General features: G+C 64.8%; 19 protein-coding genes. 15 read left to right on the plus strand and 4 right to left on the minus strand.

What is annotated here, in order from left to right:
* Positions 1 to 424 precede the first annotated feature (424 nt).
* From ACSQ19_RS06420 to ACSQ19_RS06440, 5 genes are all read left to right on the plus strand, one after another.
* Positions 425 to 907 (plus strand): hypothetical protein, encoded by a 483-nt coding sequence (locus ACSQ19_RS06420; protein ID WP_436000719.1) that lies wholly within the window; start codon positions 425 to 427, stop codon positions 905 to 907.
* A 29-nt stretch (positions 908 to 936) separates the two neighbouring features.
* Complete coding sequence (locus ACSQ19_RS06425) at positions 937 to 1,311, plus strand: hypothetical protein (RefSeq protein ID WP_436000721.1); 375 nt, start codon at positions 937 to 939, stop codon at positions 1,309 to 1,311.
* 77 nt (positions 1,312 to 1,388) lie between these two features.
* Positions 1,389 to 1,871 (plus strand): hypothetical protein, encoded by a 483-nt coding sequence (locus ACSQ19_RS06430; RefSeq protein ID WP_436000723.1) that lies wholly within the window; start codon positions 1,389 to 1,391, stop codon positions 1,869 to 1,871.
* Positions 1,872 to 2,158: 287 nt separating this feature from the next.
* Complete coding sequence (locus ACSQ19_RS06435) at positions 2,159 to 2,308, plus strand: hypothetical protein (RefSeq protein ID WP_436040772.1); 150 nt, start codon at positions 2,159 to 2,161, stop codon at positions 2,306 to 2,308.
* A 491-nt stretch (positions 2,309 to 2,799) separates the two neighbouring features.
* Positions 2,800 to 3,198, plus strand: a complete 399-nt coding sequence (locus ACSQ19_RS06440; RefSeq protein ID WP_436000725.1) for a hypothetical protein — start codon at positions 2,800 to 2,802, stop codon at positions 3,196 to 3,198.
* Between the two features lie 475 nt (positions 3,199 to 3,673).
* Here ACSQ19_RS06440 and ACSQ19_RS06445 read toward each other — a convergent pair whose 3' ends face one another.
* A complete protein-coding gene (locus tag ACSQ19_RS06445) occupies positions 3,674 to 3,946 on the minus strand; it encodes a hypothetical protein (RefSeq protein ID WP_436000727.1) in 273 nt (90 codons plus the stop codon).
* An 85-nt stretch (positions 3,947 to 4,031) separates the two neighbouring features.
* Between ACSQ19_RS06445 and ACSQ19_RS06450 the strand changes: the two genes are divergently transcribed.
* The 3 genes from ACSQ19_RS06450 (at position 4,032) to ACSQ19_RS06460 (ending at position 5,472) form a co-directional block, all read left to right on the plus strand.
* Complete coding sequence (locus ACSQ19_RS06450) at positions 4,032 to 4,370, plus strand: hypothetical protein (protein ID WP_296282917.1); 339 nt, start codon at positions 4,032 to 4,034, stop codon at positions 4,368 to 4,370.
* A 399-nt stretch (positions 4,371 to 4,769) separates the two neighbouring features.
* Positions 4,770 to 5,006: a hypothetical protein gene (locus tag ACSQ19_RS06455; RefSeq protein ID WP_436000728.1), complete on the plus strand. Its 237-nt coding sequence runs from the start codon at positions 4,770 to 4,772 to the stop codon at positions 5,004 to 5,006.
* Positions 5,007 to 5,079: 73 nt separating this feature from the next.
* Positions 5,080 to 5,472 (plus strand): Na+:solute symporter, encoded by a 393-nt coding sequence (locus ACSQ19_RS06460; protein ID WP_436000730.1) that lies wholly within the window; start codon positions 5,080 to 5,082, stop codon positions 5,470 to 5,472.
* 35 nt (positions 5,473 to 5,507) lie between these two features.
* Here ACSQ19_RS06460 and ACSQ19_RS06465 read toward each other — a convergent pair whose 3' ends face one another.
* Positions 5,508 to 6,176, minus strand: a complete 669-nt coding sequence (locus ACSQ19_RS06465; protein ID WP_436000732.1) for a response regulator transcription factor — start codon at positions 6,174 to 6,176, stop codon at positions 5,508 to 5,510.
* Between the two features lie 106 nt (positions 6,177 to 6,282).
* Positions 6,283 to 8,226, minus strand: coding sequence for an acetate--CoA ligase (gene acs, locus ACSQ19_RS06470; RefSeq protein WP_436000734.1), 1,944 nt, complete (start codon positions 8,224 to 8,226; stop codon positions 6,283 to 6,285).
* 321 nt (positions 8,227 to 8,547) lie between these two features.
* Between acs and ACSQ19_RS06475 the strand changes: the two genes are divergently transcribed.
* The 3 genes from ACSQ19_RS06475 to ACSQ19_RS06485 all read left to right on the plus strand — a co-directional run bounded on the left by ACSQ19_RS06475 (position 8,548) and on the right by ACSQ19_RS06485 (position 12,112).
* Positions 8,548 to 9,930 carry a DcaP family trimeric outer membrane transporter gene (locus tag ACSQ19_RS06475; RefSeq protein ID WP_436000736.1) on the plus strand — a complete coding sequence of 461 codons (1,383 nt, stop codon included), beginning with the start codon at positions 8,548 to 8,550 and terminating at the stop codon, positions 9,928 to 9,930.
* A gap of 11 nt (positions 9,931 to 9,941) precedes the next feature.
* Entirely contained in the window at positions 9,942 to 11,606 is a 1,665-nt protein-coding gene (locus ACSQ19_RS06480; protein WP_299345430.1) for an MFS transporter, read from the plus strand.
* A 125-nt stretch (positions 11,607 to 11,731) separates the two neighbouring features.
* Positions 11,732 to 12,112, plus strand: coding sequence for a tautomerase family protein (locus ACSQ19_RS06485; protein WP_436000738.1), 381 nt, complete (start codon positions 11,732 to 11,734; stop codon positions 12,110 to 12,112).
* Between the two features lie 6 nt (positions 12,113 to 12,118).
* Here ACSQ19_RS06485 and ACSQ19_RS06490 read toward each other — a convergent pair whose 3' ends face one another.
* Complete coding sequence (locus tag ACSQ19_RS06490) at positions 12,119 to 12,451, minus strand: hypothetical protein (protein ID WP_436000740.1); 333 nt, start codon at positions 12,449 to 12,451, stop codon at positions 12,119 to 12,121.
* Between the two features lie 86 nt (positions 12,452 to 12,537).
* Between ACSQ19_RS06490 and ACSQ19_RS06495 the strand changes: the two genes are divergently transcribed.
* The 4 genes from ACSQ19_RS06495 (at position 12,538) to ACSQ19_RS06510 (ending at position 17,660) form a co-directional block, all read left to right on the plus strand.
* The gene (locus tag ACSQ19_RS06495) at positions 12,538 to 13,371 is read left to right on the plus strand and encodes an ABC transporter ATP-binding protein (RefSeq protein ID WP_296281588.1); all 834 of its coding nucleotides are present in this window, start codon (positions 12,538 to 12,540) and stop codon (positions 13,369 to 13,371) included.
* On the plus strand, positions 13,364 to 14,182 hold the full coding sequence (mutM, locus tag ACSQ19_RS06500) for a bifunctional DNA-formamidopyrimidine glycosylase/DNA-(apurinic or apyrimidinic site) lyase (protein ID WP_436000743.1): 819 nt from the start codon (positions 13,364 to 13,366) through the stop codon (positions 14,180 to 14,182). Before ACSQ19_RS06495 ends, mutM begins: the two co-directional genes overlap by 8 nt.
* 82 nt (positions 14,183 to 14,264) lie before the next feature.
* On the plus strand, positions 14,265 to 14,831 hold the full coding sequence (locus ACSQ19_RS06505; RefSeq protein WP_055939119.1) for an ECF-type sigma factor: 567 nt from the start codon (positions 14,265 to 14,267) through the stop codon (positions 14,829 to 14,831).
* Between the two features lie 24 nt (positions 14,832 to 14,855).
* Positions 14,856 to 17,660: a serine/threonine-protein kinase gene (locus ACSQ19_RS06510; protein ID WP_296281592.1), complete on the plus strand. Its 2,805-nt coding sequence runs from the start codon at positions 14,856 to 14,858 to the stop codon at positions 17,658 to 17,660.
* The last annotated feature ends 4 nt before the right edge of the window (positions 17,661 to 17,664 follow it).

Genomic DNA, 17,664 nt, shown 5'->3' on the forward strand with positions numbered 1-17,664 from the left:
TAATCTGTGCAGGGACCGCCGCTATCACGGCCACACTTACCGCTTGGCTTATGTGGCTCAATGTCCCCGCTGACCGTATAGATCTCGGTTTCACTGCCTTTGTTGCATTTGTCGTCTGCATCCCTTACGTCATGATCGTCGGACTGCCAATTGGCCTTTTCCTAGTTCATAAGCGCATGTTTAGAGCGGTTCCAGCTCTGATAGCTGGAGCCATTGCTGCCAGCCCAATCCCACTGATATCTTTTGTCTCAGCACTCATCCGTGAGCCTGATGGGGTCGCCCTCGCGTTCACCTTTCTGCTCATGGCCATTTTTGCTGGGGCGATATCCGGTCTGGCGTTCTACTGGACACATCGGTTCATGAGCCCTAACAATTCATTCAAGCCGAACCCGCTTCGCGGGTCGGCTTAATTCCGGTGTTAGGCATGCAACAGACAGCGACGCAAGCTGAGAGTATCCAGAGCGCCTTGGTCGGTGCGTTCTATTCGCGCTTTGCAGTGAGCGACGGCTTCGACTTCTACTTCGACAGCTTTGTGCTGTCCTCCCGCGAAATCCTCTCCGGTGACGAGGCCGTGATCAATTCAAGGTTTCTTGAGGGCTACGCGCCAGCTCGGTTCACAGCCAATCCGGAGTACATCGCCAAGAGTGTTGTTGTAGCCGCTTGCTTGGGTGCGGAGGTTTCTGCCGTGGAGGTTCTTCCGGATTCGTCCTTGTTGCTCAAGTTCAACAACAATGTCGAGATTCGGCTGCCCACGGATACGCCCATAGTTGACTGGCACTGGGCGATCACTGAGGCCGGAGGAGACCCGTACTTGGGGTCCTTGGCGGCCTGCTTCGCACCCGGTGACATTCAGTGCAGCATGCCTAACAATTCATTCAAGCCGAACCCGCTTCGCGGGTCGGCTTAATTCTGGTGTTAGGCACCACAAAGGCATCTGTGCTCATCCGATTTGCCACTCTTGCTACTGACTCGGATTCAGGTCGTGCCGGGGGAGTGCTCGTTGCCGCACACACGCTTCGCGACGATGGCGATCTGTCGGTCCAAGAGCATGAGGACCTCCGCACATCCTTGGCTTGGTTCAACGATCATCTTCCTGTTCCGCGGGCGCTGACGGACCCAGAGCATCGGCGTGCCATTTCCTGGTTTAAGCCGGCGGCGGATGAGGCGATTCGACGGATGTGGCAGTTAAAGACCTTGCTGGACTTGCACGGGCACCATGTCGATGTGTTGCGGACCTCAGACCCAGGTACAGTTGTGTATCAGGACGACTGGCAGGTTATCGCCAAGCCATACAAAGGGCAGCGCTTCTAGGTCAGGGGTGGTGCCTAACAATTCATTCAAGCCGAACCCGCTTCGCGGGTCGGCTTAATTCAGGTGTTAGGCCCACAATGAGGCTGATCGGCAAGCTCATCCCCCTTCTCTTCGCGCTCAACGCGCACGCCGCCGAGGCCCCTCACGCTTGCGCACCCTCGATCGGCCTCTCGATTGGCGGCATTAGCCTTTCGGACACTCGAGCCTCGGCTGCCGCAAAGCTTGGCAAGCCCAAGGCCACTGGCACATACCAGGGAGAGGATGATGGCGGCGTCTATACAGGGCGCACGCTGAGATACGCACAGATCGAGCTGGATGTAGACGAGCTACGAGGCATTGAACGAATCGCAAGCACTGGCCCCGGCGCGAAGCTCCCATTCGGCTTAAAAGCAGGATTGCCTCTGGAGCAGGTAGCGGCACTACTACATTTTGTTCCAGGCCCCTTAGACAAGGGCCGAGTTGTTCTACCAATTTGCCAAGCTGACGATGACGCTGAGATGCGTCTGTACTTTAAAGATGGCGGCCTGAGTAGCGTTGAGGTCGTTCAGTACGGCCCATAACCCGCGTTTCCTGGTTGTGGGCCTAACAATTCATTCAAGCCGAACCCGCTTCGCGGGTCGGCTTAATTCTGGTGTTAGCTGCCATGCCTAGCTTCACGTGTCCTCACTGCGGAAAGACCCCGAGCTTGGGGCTCTTCCGCTTCTTGCCAGGGCTGAGGCTCGTCCGGCATGAGTTCGTGTGCAGCTTGTGTTCTGGAGTTTCGGAATTTTCCGGTAGGTCTCAGGCGTGGTCCGTAGCAGCGATGGTCGCTAGCATCGCCGTCGTTGGACTTGTTATTAGAATTGCCATGACAATGCTGGGTACGCACCGCATCCCAATGGACACGCTCGGTGCTGTGGCATCGTTCGCCGCAATCGTAGGCATTGCTCAGATCGCCTCTGCGCTCGTGCTGCGGCGCAAAGCGGTCCTCGTTCCGGTAAGCAGCAATGGCAGCTAACAATTCATTCAAGCCGAACCCGCTTCGCGGGTCGGCTTAATTCTGGTGTTAGGCGGCATGCCAATCTCTATCGCAAACGTTGAAGCACTTCTTGATCGCGAGTTGGCGCGCATTGCTCAGCCACACCTTGTTGCTCGTATTAGAGAACTACTTGTACCTGTACGCTCAGAGCCGGTTGGCTGGGACTACGGTGAGCCAGGTCAGACCTATCCCTGCTGGATTGTCGCTTACGACCCAGAGACAAATCTGGCATTCGCCTATTCTGAGCATGGATTTGGACCCTCATACCCCTGGGGCATGTTCTGGCATGGCCCGGATCAATCAATGGGCATGGACAGTTCTTGGTATCTTTCGCTTGAGGACGTCTTCCGGGAGTCTATTGCATGGCACGGCGACAATCCCCCTGGCTATGAGGTCGGGTAATGCCGCCTAATAATTCATTCAAGCCGAACCCGCTTCGCGGGTCGGCTTAATTCTGGTGTTAGCTGGCCATGGACTATTTCGCTGCATTCAAGCTGTGGGAAGCCACACCACCTCCGTTCCTAGATGACTTACTGGCCTTGCCTGCTGGACTGGAACTTTCGCTAACCAACGGACAGGTCAGATTGCCGTGGCCCATGTTCCGTGCGGAGGAGATTGCCAGTGCGTTTGCCATCCTCAGAGACTGGGACATTCCCAACAACTTCATCCCCGTTGGCGGTGATTTCCACGACATCCTTTGCCTGGATGTAAGCAGGCCAGTGCCTGATCTCGTCCTGATAGACGATGCTCGCCGCGAACTTGCACGATTTCCAAATCCTTCCGATTTCTTTGCAGCTATCAGATCCGCAGACCCAAAGCTGGCGGATGCTTCCAGCATCATCGAAGATAAATCATGGCTGGGCTTCTAGGCTGGCCAGCTAACAATTCATTCAAGCCGAACCCGCTTCGCGGGTCGGCTTAATTCCGGTGTTAGGGCCCATGAAATCAGTATCTTTCGCGCTCATTGTTGGCTTATTCGTTACGCCGGGTGCAGTGTTGGCATGCACTCCCGCGCTTGTGGGCGTTACAGAGGCTAGGCGTGCCGAGACTATCTTTATTGGAGAAGCAACTAGGCTTCAATCCGTAAAGCCAAATTTTGACCTCTTCGTCTACGTAACTCCGTCAGAGACCCTCAAAGGTCGGGCTGACAAAAGCATCAAAGCGCAGTCGCCCTGTTCCGCTCCAATTGACCTTGGCCAACGGGTTGTCGTCGCTGCGTGGCGTGGCAAGTTCTATGCATATCCGGCAAAGGAGTACGAGGGGCGCTTCAGGGAGGCATTCCGGTATGGGCGCTAACACCGGAATTAAGCCGACCCGCGAAGCGGGTTCGGCTTGAATGAATTGTTAGGTGCTCAGTCCGGAGACCAATACCTGCCCATGCGCACGACAAATGTACTCCGCATGCCCATAGTGCGGATCATTCAGTAACCGGAACTCGACACCAGTCGGCAATGCATGGTCGACAGCACGACGAAGAAGCCAAACAGTGCCGCCGCCGAGTCCCCAGGATGCATTGGCCTCATTGACGCGATTGCCTCGAGCTAGCTCTGCCTCAAGCAGAACCCGAAGCTCTGAGCAGAGCTTTTGAACAAATGTGTCGTCGACTTGGTTGATCATGAACACCTAACAATTCATTCAAGCCGAACCCGCTTCGCGGGTCGGCTTAATTCAGGCGTTAGGTGCCTTGGGGAGGGCACGGCAAATGGAATTTTCTGCACTGATAGGCGCGCTCACCTCCGCGTTCGTCCTTATCGTTCAATCATCAATGCTTTGGCTTCAGGCTCGTGCACTCCGGCGACACGGGCATCCGTCATTTCGCTGGCTGGCTGCTGGCAGCGCACTTGGCGTGCTTTACTGCGCTGCTTCCATTCCTCTCTATGTGCTGCAGCTCGGAGAGACGGCGTACTGGGCGTTAGTTGGCGGTTCTACTTTGCTGGTTTTTTCGGGTGCCGCGCTCGGCTTGACTGGTACGATTCTTCTGTTCCGGTCGTACGCCAAACTTGCGGAGCGTGCTGGTCCAAGCTCAGTAGCCGGCACCTAACAATTCATTCCAGCCGAATCGGTAGTTCCTACGGTTTAGTGGACACCTTGACCTAACCCTCAGGAGTGTCCCAATGCCAAAGCCAGACCCCAGAACCATTCATCGCTACAGCGATGCCTTCAAAGCCTCCGTCGCTCGCTTGAGCCAACAGATCCCAGTCGAGCCTGACAGTTCAGGCGAACCGGATCCGCGTCGCGGAGAGACACAAGGCGTTCGCCATCACACCGGGCAGCCTTGTCGATTGAGGAAGAAGGTGGGCCGGTAGCACACGAGCCGCGCAGACTGCTGAGTACGGCAAACCAGAGCCACTGGCGGTGATCGTTCTCGAAGCCGCACGCACGATGCATCAGATCATGCATGCTGTGCTGAAGAACTTCGGATATGCCATCAGGAGCTTGCATGCAGAAGGACGACTATTGGTTCCGGGCGAAACGGTCCGGCTGGGGTTGGGCCTTGCCGATCCGATGGCAGGGGTGGCTGGTCTATGGTGTGTCCCTGGCGCTGCTGGTCTCTGTCTTCCTGTTGTTTCCACCCGACCGGCACGTCGTCCCCTTCATGATCGGCACGTGGGCCGTGCTGCTGGCGCTGATCGCGATCTGTTGGCTGAAGGGCGAGCCGCCGCGCTGGGGCAAGTAGCCGCGCCGCAGGATCGTGGCAGACTCGATGCACTCCACTTTTCGACCACGTCTCCGGTAGGGAGCTGACGTACATGAGGATATCCCGCAAGCACGCACTGATCGGCGGTATCGCTGCCATCGCACTCGTCATCGCCTTGCAGGCCTTCAACAGCGCCGGCTGCTACGACCATACGCTGCTGACGTTCCTGCAGGTGCTGGGCATGTTTCTTCTGGTGCCGTTGCTACCGGCGGTGATATCGCTGTTCACCGCCAACCCGTTGCGGGCCGCCGGCGCCTGCCTGCTGTTCGCGCCGTGGCTGGTGTTCGCCTACTACACCGATTGCGTGCGTCCCTATCAAGGCGGCGGTGCGTCGATGATCTACGTGGCGGTACTGCTATGGGGCACGCCGTGCGCCATCGTCGGCGCGCTGTTGACTGGAACGGTGATGCGACTGTTCGGCATGTCGGTAGCGCCGCGTCGATAGCCTGGCGCGGATCGGCGCAACGAGCGCGGCGCGCCCTATTCCGTCTCTTCCGGCGGCAGCACGATGCCGTCCGGATCCACCGCCAGGCGACCGGCGGCGAGCACGGCCTGGGTGCGGTTGGTGACGTGCAGCTTGCGCAGGATGGCGGTGACGTGGGCCTTGATGGTGGCTTCGGACACGCCCAGGTCGTAGGCGATCTGCTTGTTGAGCCGGCCGGCGCCGAGCATCTGCAGCACCTTGAACTGCTGCGGGGTCAGGTCGCGCAGGCGCTGTGCCGTTTCCTGCTCGTCGCGGCTGGTGGCGGGCGCGTTGTGCGCTTCTTCGGGCACCCAGCGTTCGCCATCGAGCACCGCCCCGATGGCCTGGCCGATGGTGTCGGAATCGGCCGACTTGGGAATGAAACCCAGCGCACCGTGGTCGAGCGCGCGGCGCATCACCGCCGGCTCTTCGCGCGCGGACACGATGACGACCGGCAGCTGCGGATGCAGCGCGCGCAGGTGCACCAGCGCGTTGAAGCCATGCGCACCGGGCATGTTGAGGTCCATCAGCAGCAGGTCGGCGTCGGGATGCGCGTCGACCAGCACGTACAGCGCGTCGACGCTGTCGGCTTCATGCAGCTTCACGCCGGGCATTACGCGCTGTACCGCGCCGCGGAGGGCTTCGCGGAACAGCGGGTGGTCGTCGGCGATCAACAGGGTGGGCATGGCGGTGCGATCCATCGTGATGGGAAAGGGTAATCCTTGATGCGTTTGCGTGCACAGGGCGGCGTGTCCCGCCCCGTGTAGCCCGTCTGCCCTCCCCAGCAGCCGGTTACTTCACCTTGCGTTCGGCGACCAGCGATTCGACGACCGACGGGTCGGCCAGTGTCGAGGTGTCGCCCAACTGCTCGGGTGCGTTCTCGGCGATCTTGCGCAGGATGCGGCGCATGATCTTGCCCGAACGCGTCTTCGGCAGGCCCGGCGCCCACTGCAGGTGATCCGGCGTGGCGATCGGCCCGATCTCCTTGCGCACCCAGGCCACCAGTTCTCTCAGCAGTTCGTCGCTCTGCGCTTCGCCGGCCTTCAGGGTGACGTAGGCGTAGATGCCCTGGCCCTTGATGTCGTGCGGGAAGCCAACGACGGCCGCTTCGGCCACCTTCGGATGCGCGACCAGCGCGCTTTCCACTTCGGCGGTGCCGATGCGATGGCCCGACACGTTGATGACGTCGTCGACGCGGCCGGTGATCCAGTAATACCCGTCGGCGTCGCGACGGCAGCCGTCGCCGGTGAAATAGGTGCCCGGATACGTGCGGAAGTAGGTGTCGATGAAGCGCTGGTGGTCGCCGTACACGGTGCGCATCTGGCCCGGCCAGGAATCGAGCAGCACCAGGTTGCCTTCGGTCGCGTCGTCGAGCTGCTCGCCGTTGGCGTCGACCAGCGCTGGGCGTACCCCATAGAAGGGCAGCGTCGCCGAGCCTGGCTTGAGATCGATGGCACCGGCCAGCGGCGTGATGAGGATGCCGCCGGTCTCGGTCTGCCACCACGTGTCGACGATGGGGCAGCGCGCGTCGCCGACCACGTCGTAGTACCAGCGCCAGGCTTCCGGATTGATCGGCTCGCCGACGCTGCCGAGCAGGCGCAGCGAGGCACGCGAGGTCTTCTTCACCGGTGCTTCGCCTTCGCGCATCAGCGCGCGGATCGCGGTGGGCGCGGTATAGAAGATGGTGACCTTGTGCTTGTCGATCACTTCCCAGAAGCGCGACACGCTGGGGTAGTTGGGGACGCCCTCGAACATCACCGCGGTGGCGCCGTTGGCCAGCGGGCCATAGACGATGTAGCTGTGGCCGGTGACCCAGCCCACGTCGGCGGTGCACCAGTAGATGTCGTCTTCGCGCAGGTCGAACACGGCCTCGTGCGTGTAGGCCGCGTACAGCAGGTAACCGCCGGTGGTGTGCAGCACGCCCTTCGGCTTGCCGGTGGAGCCGGAGGTGTAGAGGATGAAGAGCGGATCCTCGGCGTTCATGCGCTCGGGCTCGCACTCGGCCGGCTGCGCATCGACGACGGCGTCGAACCAGCGGTCGCGCGGCATCTGCATGTCCACCGCGCCGCCGGTGTGGCGAACCACCAGCACGGTCTCTACGGAGTTCGTGCCCGGCAGCTTCAATGCGGCATCCACGTTCGCCTTCAGCGGCACCTTCTTGCCACCGCGCAGGCCTTCGTCGGCGGTGATGATCAGCTTGCTGGCGCAGTCGGACACGCGGTCGGCGATCGAGTTCGGCGCGAAGCCGCCGAACACCACCGAGTGGATGGCGCCGATGCGTGCGCAAGCCAGCATGGCGACGGCCGCATCGGGGATCATCGGCAGGTAGATGGTGACCCGGTCACCCTTCTGCACGCCCAGTGCGCGCAGCGCGTTGGCCAGCTTGCAGGTGCGCTCGTACAACTCGCGATAGGTCACGCCATACGACGGCGAATCCGGGCCATCGGGTTCGAACAACAACGCGACCTTGTCGCCGCGTCCGGCCAGCTGGCGGTCCAGGCAGTTGACGCTCGCGTTGAGCTCGCCGTCGGCGAACCAGCGGATGTGGAAGTCATCCAGCGCGTAGTTGACGTCCTTGATCTGGGTCGGCTTCTTGAACCAGTCGAGGCGTTCGGCAGCCTTGCCCCAGAACGCATCGGGGTCGTCGATCGAGGCCTGGTAGTCGCGCTGGTACTGCTCGCGCGTGATGCGGGCCTTGGCGGCGAATTCCGGCTTGACCGGATACAGGTCAGTCATGAGGTCCTCCCGGGACGTTCAAGTAATGCGTCGATTCTGAAGCAAGCAGGGCGGACGGCGCGCCTCCAGGGTAACGGCGCCGGCGCATCCGGGGGTTCGAGTTTGACGCATACCGGCGTGCGGCATTGCAGCATCGCGATTAGACGATGGTCGTAAAGCGCGCGCGGCGCGCGCCGCGACGGAACGTCGCACCCCTGTTTTTGTAGGGCTTTGTGTTTGCTGCACTGCCGTTACGACTAATGGCGAATAGGCGGTGCCGGCACGCAGGGGCAAGTCTCCCTCCAGCCGCGCAACGCGGCCATCAACCTTTCGGGAGGGGTTATGACCCAACGTTCCGCAATCGCGCGACGGCCGCTGGCTGCCGCGCTGTTCGTCGCCTTGATCGCGCCGGGGATGGCGTTCGCACAGACCGCCAAGGAAAAAGCGCTGGAGGCGCGCGTCGCCGATCTTGAGCGGCAGGTGCAACTGCTGCTGTCCGCGCAGCAGCAACAGCAGACCCAGATCGCCACCACGCAGGAGCAGGTGACGCAGGTGCAGGCCAAGCAGGCCGCCGCACCCGCCGCCCTGCCCGCCGGCAAGCAGCCGATCCAGGGCACCACCATCCTGACCGCCGCCAATCCGGGAAGTACGTTCTCCTATGGCGGCTTCATCAAGATGGATGCGATGGCCACCGATACCAGCGACGGCCGCATCGCGGACGGCTCGTCGGGGCGCCTGTTCTACGTGCCCAGCACGATTCCGGTGGCAGGTGCGGGCGCCGATGGTGGCGATGCGTATACCGATTTCCACGCGCAGTTCTCGCGTTTCTGGCTGAGCGCCGACCACGTGACCGACAGCGGCGACAAGTTCAAGGGCTTCGTCGAGATGGACTTCTTCGGCGGCGGCAGCAATGCGCTGGCCGGCAACGAGACCGCGACGAACACCTACGCCGTCAGCCTTCGCCACGCGTACGTCAGCTGGAACAACTGGCTGGCCGGCCAGACCTGGTCCAACTTCATGGACGTGGCCGCGCTGCCGGACGCCGTCGACTTCGTCGGTCCCACCGATGGCACGGTGTTCGTGCGCCAGGCGCAGGTCCGCTACACCAAGGGCCCGTGGTCGTTCTCGGCCGAGAACCCGCAGACCACCGTCACGCCGTACCGCACCGGTGCCCGCTTCAACAGCGGGGACAACGCCATGCCCGACGTCACCGCGCGTTGGCTGACCAAGGGCGACTGGGGTCACTTCACCGTCGCCGGCATGGTGCGCCAGTTCAAGGTGCTGGACGAAACCGACACCGGCGCGTCCGTCAGCGTGTCGGGCAAGTTCAACCTGGGCAAGAGCGACGACATCCGCTATGCGGTGAATGCCGGCCAGGGCATCGGCCGTTACCTCGCCTTCGGCGTCGGCAGCGACGTGGTGACCGAAGCCAATGGCGACATCAGCGCACTGGATGGCTACGGCGGCTTCGTCGCCTGGCGCCACGTGTTCAGCCCGAAGATCCGCACCAACCTGATGTATGCGGCCTCGCATTTCGACAACGACGCCGCGCTGACCGGCTTCGGCGTCACCGAGCGCACGCAGTCCATGCACGCCAACCTGATCTATTCGCCGTTCCCGAAACTGGATATCGGCGCGGAGCTCATCTACGGGCAGCGTTCGCTCGAGGATGACCGCGAGGGCGACCTGAAGCGTCTGCACACCACCGTCAAGTACACATTCTGAGGGGAATCCACATGAGTTCCACGTCCGTGCAGCATTCGTCGAAGGGCGAGCTGACGAAGGGCCACAAGAAGGTCATCTTCGCCTCGAGCCTCGGCACCGTGTTCGAGTGGTACGACTTCTATCTCTACGGGTCGCTGGCGGCGATCATCGCCAAGCAGTTCTTCAGCGGCGTCAATCCCACCACCGGCATGATCTTCGCGCTGCTGGCATTCGCGGCGGGCTTCTTCGTCCGTCCGTTCGGCGCGGCGTTCTTCGGCAGCCTGGGCGACCGCATCGGCCGCAAGTACACGTTCCTGGTCACCATCCTGATCATGGGCATCTCGACCTTCCTGGTCGGCGTGCTGCCCAACTACGCATCGATCGGCATGGCGGCGCCCGTCATCCTGATCGTGCTGCGCCTGGCACAGGGCCTGGCGATGGGCGGCGAGTACGGCGGCGCGGCGACCTACGTGGCCGAGCATGCGCCTGACGGCAAGCGCGGCCTGTACACGGCCTTCATCCAGACCACCGCGACGCTGGGCCTGTTCCTGTCGCTGCTGGTGATCCTGGCCTGCCGCCTGTCGCTGGGCACCGAGGCGTTCGAAGCCTGGGGTTGGCGCATTCCGTTCCTGGCGTCGATCATCCTGCTCGGCATTTCGGTGTGGATCCGCCTGCAGTTGAGCGAATCCCCGCTGTTCCAGCAGATGAAGGCCGAAGGCAAGGGCTCGAAGACGCCGTTCCGCGATTCGCTGAAGGGCGGCAACCTGAAGCTGATGCTGCTGGTGCTGTTCGGCGCCACCGCCGGCCAGGCCGTCGTCTGGTACGCCGGCCAGTTCTACGCGCTGTTCTACCTGCAGAGCATCCTGAAGGTGGATTCCACCGTCGCCTACCTGCTGATCGCCGCCGCGCTGTTCCTCGCCACGCCGTTCTTCCTGTTCTTCGGCTGGCTGTCGGATCGCATCGGTCGCAAGAAGATCATCATGGCGGGCTGCCTGCTGGCCGCGGTCACCTACTTCCCGATCTTCAAGGGCATCACCCACTTCGCCAATCCGGGCGTGGAAGAAGCCAGCCGCAACTCGCCGGCCGTGGTGGTCGCGGACAAGGACACCTGCTCGTTCCAGTTCGACCCGATCCCGGGCACGCGCAAGTTCACCAGTTCGTGCGACCAGGCCACCGCCGCCCTCGCCCGTGCCGGCGTGCCGTACAGCGTGGAATCCGCCCCGGCGGGTACGCTGGCGCAGGTGCGCGTGGGCGATGCCTCGGTGGCGTCGTTCGAAGCCGCCGGCCTGTCCGGCGACGACGTGAAGGCCAAGACCGCCGCGTTCGGTGGTGAACTGAAGACGGCGCTGGGTGCGGCCGGTTACACGGAGAAGGCGCCGACGGATCGCATCAATGTGCCGATGACGATCTTCCTGCTCTGGATCCTGGTGATCTACGTGACCATGGTGTACGGCCCGATCGCCGCCTACCTGGTCGAGTTGTTCCCGACGCAGATCCGCTACACCTCGATGTCGCTCCCGTACCACATCGGCAATGGCTGGTTCGGTGGCTTCCTGCCGGCGATCTCCTTCGCGCTGGTGGCGGCCACGGGCAACCTGTACTACGGCCTGTGGTACCCGATCGGCATCGCCGTGATGACGCTGATCATCGGCACGCTGTTCCTGCGTGAGACGAAGGACGTCGACATCACGAAGTAAACGCTCCTCCCCGGGCCGGTCCCTCCCAGGACCGGCCACCCGACGCCGGCCCCCGTGGCCGGCGTCTTCTTTTGTACGACGCGCGGCGGGATAAGCTGGGATCTTCATCCCGCCGGAGTTGCGCCATGCCCCTGGTCACCGTGACCGTCCGCAAGCCGAAGGACGCGGCCTTCAAATCGTCCGTGCTCGATGCGGTGCATGCCACACTGGTCGCCTCCGGCGTGCCGGCGGCCGACCGTTTCCAGCGCGTGCTGGAACTGTCCGACGAAGACTTCCGCTACGACCCGGCCTACCCGGATGTCGCCGGTGCGCGCGACGAAGACTTCGTGCTGATCGAGATCCTGTGGTCGGTCGGGCGCAGCGTGAAGGTGAAGAAGGCGCTGCTGGCCGACCTGATGGAGCGCCTGCAGGCGGCGGGGCGGAATCCCGAGAACGTCATGGTCTGCTTCAAGGAAACGACCTGGGAGAACTGGGCGTTTGCCGGTGGCCGCCTGGTCCACACCTGACGTCATTCAGCGCGGCGGCGCGGCCAGTTCCTTCGCGCTTAGGAATCCATTGCCGTCGGCATCCTGCCGCTTGAAGCGGTCGGCGAGCTGCGCCAGGTGTGCCTCGCGGGTGACCGGCTTGCCACGGCCACCGGGCAGCTCGTCGAGGGACAGCACGCCATCGCGGTTGCGGTCCATGCCCTCGAAGGCGTAGCTCATCCAGGCCTGGTACTCGATCAGGCTGACGCGGCCATCGCCGTCGGTATCCATGCGCGCGAGGTAATCGCCGGTGGCGGTGACCTGGGCCAGCGCGGCGACCGGCAGCAGGGCGAGGACCAGCAAGGAAGGCAGGAGGCGCATGCCGGCATTGTAGGGCCGCCAGGCGCGCCCGTTGACCACCATGATTCGGGTACGCTGCACCGGCAACCGCTCCCCCCTGCCCTGCGATGACTCCGTCTGCCTCCCCTGCCGCCACGACGCATGCGGCGCCGCTGTTCGAACTGGACCGCGCCACCGTCGTGCGGGGTGCCACCCGCGTCCTGCACGACCTGTCGCTACGCATCCCGCTGGGCCAGCACACGGCGCTCCTGGGCCCGAACGGGGGCGGCAAGTCGACCTTCATCAAGCTGATCAACCGCGAGCTGTACCCGCTCGCCCGTGAAGGCGATGCGCCGGTGAAGGTGTTCGGCCTGCGCCGGTGGAACGTCAACGAACTGCGCAACCGCCTGGGCGTGGTGACCAGCGACCTGACCCGCGACCTGCAGCAGATGCCTTACCTGCGCGCCGAAGATGCGGTGGTCACCGGCTTCTTCTCCAGCTTCATGGTCCCGCCGCACCGGCAGGTCGATGAGGGCATGCGCCGCCGTGCGCGCCGTGCGCTGGACGACGTGCGGGCGCTGTCGCTTGCCGACCGCCCGGTCGCCGAGCTGTCCACCGGCGAAATGCGGCGCGTGCTGATCGCGCGCGCATTGGTGCACGAACCGGAGGCGCTGCTGCTGGACGAACCGACCGCAGGCCTCGACGTGGTGGCGCGGCAACACTTCCTCGCGCTGATGCGCACGCTGGCGCAGCGCGGCATCACGCTGGTGCTGGTGACGCACCATATCGAAGAGATCATTCCCGAGATCGACCGCGTGCTGCTGTTGCGCGATGGCGTACTCCACGCCGACGGCGATCGCGCGGCCACGCTGACCGACGCCCACCTCAGCCATGCCTTCGGCGGGCCGGTGCGCGTGCGCCACGAAGGCGGCTTCTACCGTGCGGAGCCGGACCATGCCTGAGTTGCCCGAGGTTGAAACCACCCGCCGCGGGCTGGCACCGCACATCGAAGGCCGGCGCATCAGGTCGGTGACGCTGCGCCGGCCGGACCTGCGCTGGCCGATCCCGCCCGACATCACCCGGGCATTGCCCGGACAGCGCATCGACGCGGTGCGCCGTCGCGCGAAGTACCTGCTGATGGACACGGCGGCGGGCAGCGCGCTGCTGCACCTGGGCATGTCGGGCAGCCTCCGCGTCCTGCCGGCGGCGACACCGGTGACCGCGCACGACCACGTGGACATCGCGCTGGACGGGGCGGAAGGGCGCGTGCTGCGGTTCAACGATCCGCGCAGGTTCGGCTGCCTGCTGTGGCAGCCGGTCGGCGAGATCCATCCCCTGTTGCAGGGGCTGGGACCCGAGCCGCTGTCGGACGCTTTCGACGGCGACTACCTGTTCGCGCTGAGCCGTGGCCGCAAGGCCCCGGTGAAGACCTTCCTGATGGACCAGGCCGTGGTGGTGGGCGTGGGCAACATCTACGCGGCCGAGAGCCTGTTCCGCGCCGGCATCTCCCCGCTCCGCGCCGCGGGCAAGGTCTCGCGGGAGCGGTACGTGGCGCTGGCCGGGGCCGTGAAGGAGATCCTCGCATACGCCATCACCCGGGGCGGCACCACGCTGCGCGACTTCCTGAGCCCGGACGGGGCGCCGGGCTACTTCGAGCAGGAACTGTCGGCCTACGGACGCGGCGGCGAACCCTGCCCGCGCTGCGGCCGGCCGATGAAGCACGCCAGCATCGGCCAGCGCGCGACCGTGTGGTGCGGCCACTGCCAGCGCTGACCCTGGAACGCGGCGTCGCTGCCCTCACGTCCTGTGAGAGAAATGACGTTATATTCGCGCCCTTGGCTCGTGGGGAAGACGGATGGCCGACGCACCTGACATCACCTTGTGGCTGGACTCGGCCCGGAGCGGCGATCGCGCCGCGCTGGACCGCGTGCTGGCCACGCTGTACCAGGAACTGCACACCATGGCGCGCCGCCAGCTGTCCGGCCAGCACGGCTACACGCTGGACGCCACTGCACTGGTGCACGAGTCGTACCTGAAGTTGCTCGGCTCTACCGGCACGGCCAAGTTCGAGGACCGTGCGCACTTCTTCGCCTATGCCGCCTCGTCAATGCGCAGCGTGGTGGTCGACTACGCGCGCAGCCGGCTGGCCCGCAAGCGCGGCGGCGACCTCAAGCGCGTGGCGGACATCCCGGAAGAGGTGGAAGGCAACCTGCGCCTGGACGAGGACATGCTGGCGCTCAACGATGCGCTGGAGAAGCTCGCCGCCGCGGACGAGCGCCTGGCCCAGGTGGTGGAGATGCGGTATTTCGCCGGCCTGTCGGAACTGGAAATCGCCGAGCTGCTGCAGCGCTCCGAGCGCAGCATCCGCCGCGACTGGCAGAAGGCGCGGCTGTTCCTGCTATCGGCGATGGCGGATACCTGAGGCAGGCACGCCCGCGCCGCAACGATGGACGTCGAACGCTGGAAACGCCTGTCACCGTTGCTCGACGTCCTGCTGGAGCTGGAGCCGGAGGCGCGCGCGGACCAACTGGAGATCCTGCGCGCGGATGATCCCGACACCGCGCGCGAGCTCGAGGCGCTGCTCGCGCTGGAAGAGGAAGGCGACGGCTTCATCGACCAACCGCTGGTCGACAAGCCCGGCCAGCTGAAACCCGGCATGCGGGTCGGCCCCTACCAGCTCGAGTCCCTGCTGGGCGAAGGCGGGATGGGCCTGGTCTGGCTGGCGACCCGCGCGGATGGGCTGTACAAGCGCCGGGTCGCGCTGAAGCTGCTGCGCCCCGGGCTGGCCGACCCCAACCTGCGGCTGCGTTTCACCCGCGAGCGCGAGATCCTCGCACGCCTCGAACACCCCAACATCGCGCGCCTGCTCGATGCCGGCATCGGCAGCGAGGGCCAGCCCTACCTGGCGCTGGAATACGTCGAGGGCGTGTCGATCACCGATTACTGCCAGGCCAACAACGTGGGCCTGGAAGCGCGGCTCGCGCTGTTCCTGCAGGTCTGCGAGGCCGTCAGCCACGCACACGCGAACCTGATCGTCCACCGCGACCTCAAGCCGTCCAACATCCTGGTCACGCCGACCGGCGACGTGCGCCTGCTGGACTTCGGCATCGCCAAGCTGCTGGACGATCCCGAACCGGTGCCCGTGCATCCGCGTACCGAAGTCCGCGCCTTCACCCTGCATTACGCGGCGCCGGAACAGGTGCGCGGCGAACTCGTCACCACCATGACCGATGTGTATTCGCTCGGCGTGGTGCTGTACGAACTGATCGCGGGAACCAAACCCTACCGCCTGCGCCGGCAGACCGACGCCGAGTGGGAGCAGGCCATCCTTGCGGTGGAACCGCTCAAGCCTTCCGTCGCCACCCTGCGCACCACCGACGGCAGCCGCAGCCGTTGCCCGGACGCGCGGCGCACGTCGCGCAAGCTGTCGGGCGACCTCGACAATATCACGCTGAAAGCCCTGCAGAAGTTGCCGGAGCAGCGCTATGCCTCGGTAGAGGCGCTGTCGCAGGACCTGCGGCGGCACATCGAGGGCCGTCCGGTGCACGCGCGTGCCCAGAGCATGGGCTATCGGATGAACAAGTATCTGGTGCGCCACCGCTGGGCACTGGGCACGGGCCTGGCGGTGGCGACCGTGCTGGTGGCGGCGCTGGCGGCCAGCGTGTGGCAGGGCCGGCAGGCGATGCGCGAAACCGCGCGCGCGCAGGCGATGCAGGATTTCGTGATCGGCCTGTTCGACAACGCGGCCGCCTCGCAACAGGGCAGCACGTTCGATGCGCGCGAACTGCTGGCCGCGGGCGAGCGCCGCGGCGAACGCGAACTCGCCGCCCAGCCGCGTGCACAGGCCGAGCTGCTCGGGGTGATCGCGCGCCTGCGCCTGGGCCTGGGCGACTACCACGAGTCCCTCGCGCTGCTGGAGAAACAGTCGCGCGTGCTGGCGGTGACGGACGATGCGCCCGACAGCCTGCGCCTGCAGGCCGCGACGCAGCACGGCCGCGTGTTGCGCCTGCTGGGACGCTCCCGCCAGTGCGTGCAGGTGATGGTGCCGATGGAAGCGCGCCTGCCCTCGCTCGCATCGCGCCTGCCGCTGCGGGTCGCGGAATTCCAGTCGCAGAACGGACGCTGCCGCGCCGACGCCGGCGAGAAGCAGCTCGCCCGGCAGATGTTCGACCGCTCGCTGGACATCCGCCGCAACCTGAAGGACGAAGCCGGCGTCGCCGAGAACATGCGCGACCTGGCCCAGCTGGACGTGGAACTGGGCAACGCGGACGCGGGTGCGCGCGGTTATCTCGCCGCCCTGGCGCACCTGGAAGCGCACGGCCATGCGCGGCACCCGCTGGCCATCGAGATCCAGCGCAGCCTGGCGCTTCTGTATCGCAACCGCGGCGACACCGAGGAGGCGCTTGCAGCGTTCCGGCGCGCCCGCGCACTGTCCGAGGATATCCATGGACCGCGCCATCCCCTGACCCAGGCCCTGCGGCGTCATATCGCGGCGGTGCAGGTGGACATGGGTCAGCTGCGCGAGGCCGACGAAGAGCTGCATCGCCTGCATGCGATGACGCTGGAATCGCTGGGCCCCCATCATCGCGATACGGCCTCGAGCTGGAATTCCATGGGCATTATCGCGTGGGAGCGCGGCGACAACGAAACCGCGGTCGCCGACGTGGCCCGCGCCGTGGCCATCTGGCGCGAGACGGAAAGCCTGCAGATCCTGCCGGGAGGCCTGTTCAACTACGGCATGGTGCTCTACAGCGCCGGGCGTTACGACGAGGCGTTGGCCGCGCTCGAAGAGTCGCGGCAGATGCGGGTGACCACGATCGGCGCCAGCCACGCGCTGATCGGCGAGACCGACCGCATGATCGGCGAAGTGCTGGCCGCGAAGGGCGACCTGAAGGGCGCCACCGAGCGCTTCGATAGGGCGGTACGGCTGACCCGGGTGGGGTTCGGCCCCGATCACCCGCGCACCTGGTTCGCGGAACTGTCGATGGCGCGCCAGCTCACGCGCCTGCACCGGCCGCAGGACGCCATCGCCCCCCTGCAGGCGCTCGCCGTGCACGAGGGTGGGGGCAGCGAAGCGCCCAAGCTGCGCTGGCTGGCGCGCGCCTATCTGGCGGAGGCGCGCTGCGGCCTGGGCGAAAAGGAGCGCGCGCGCCGCGAGCTGGATGCGCTGGCCGGCGAACTGCGCATCGCCCTGCCCGACGGCGGCATCATCCCGCGCGAAGTGGCGGGACTACGCGACGCCTGCCGCTGACGCC

Origin of the sequence: Pseudoxanthomonas sp. LjRoot127 (assembly GCF_964253495.1) — a bacterium.
GTDB lineage: Bacteria > Pseudomonadota > Gammaproteobacteria > Xanthomonadales > Xanthomonadaceae > Pseudoxanthomonas_A.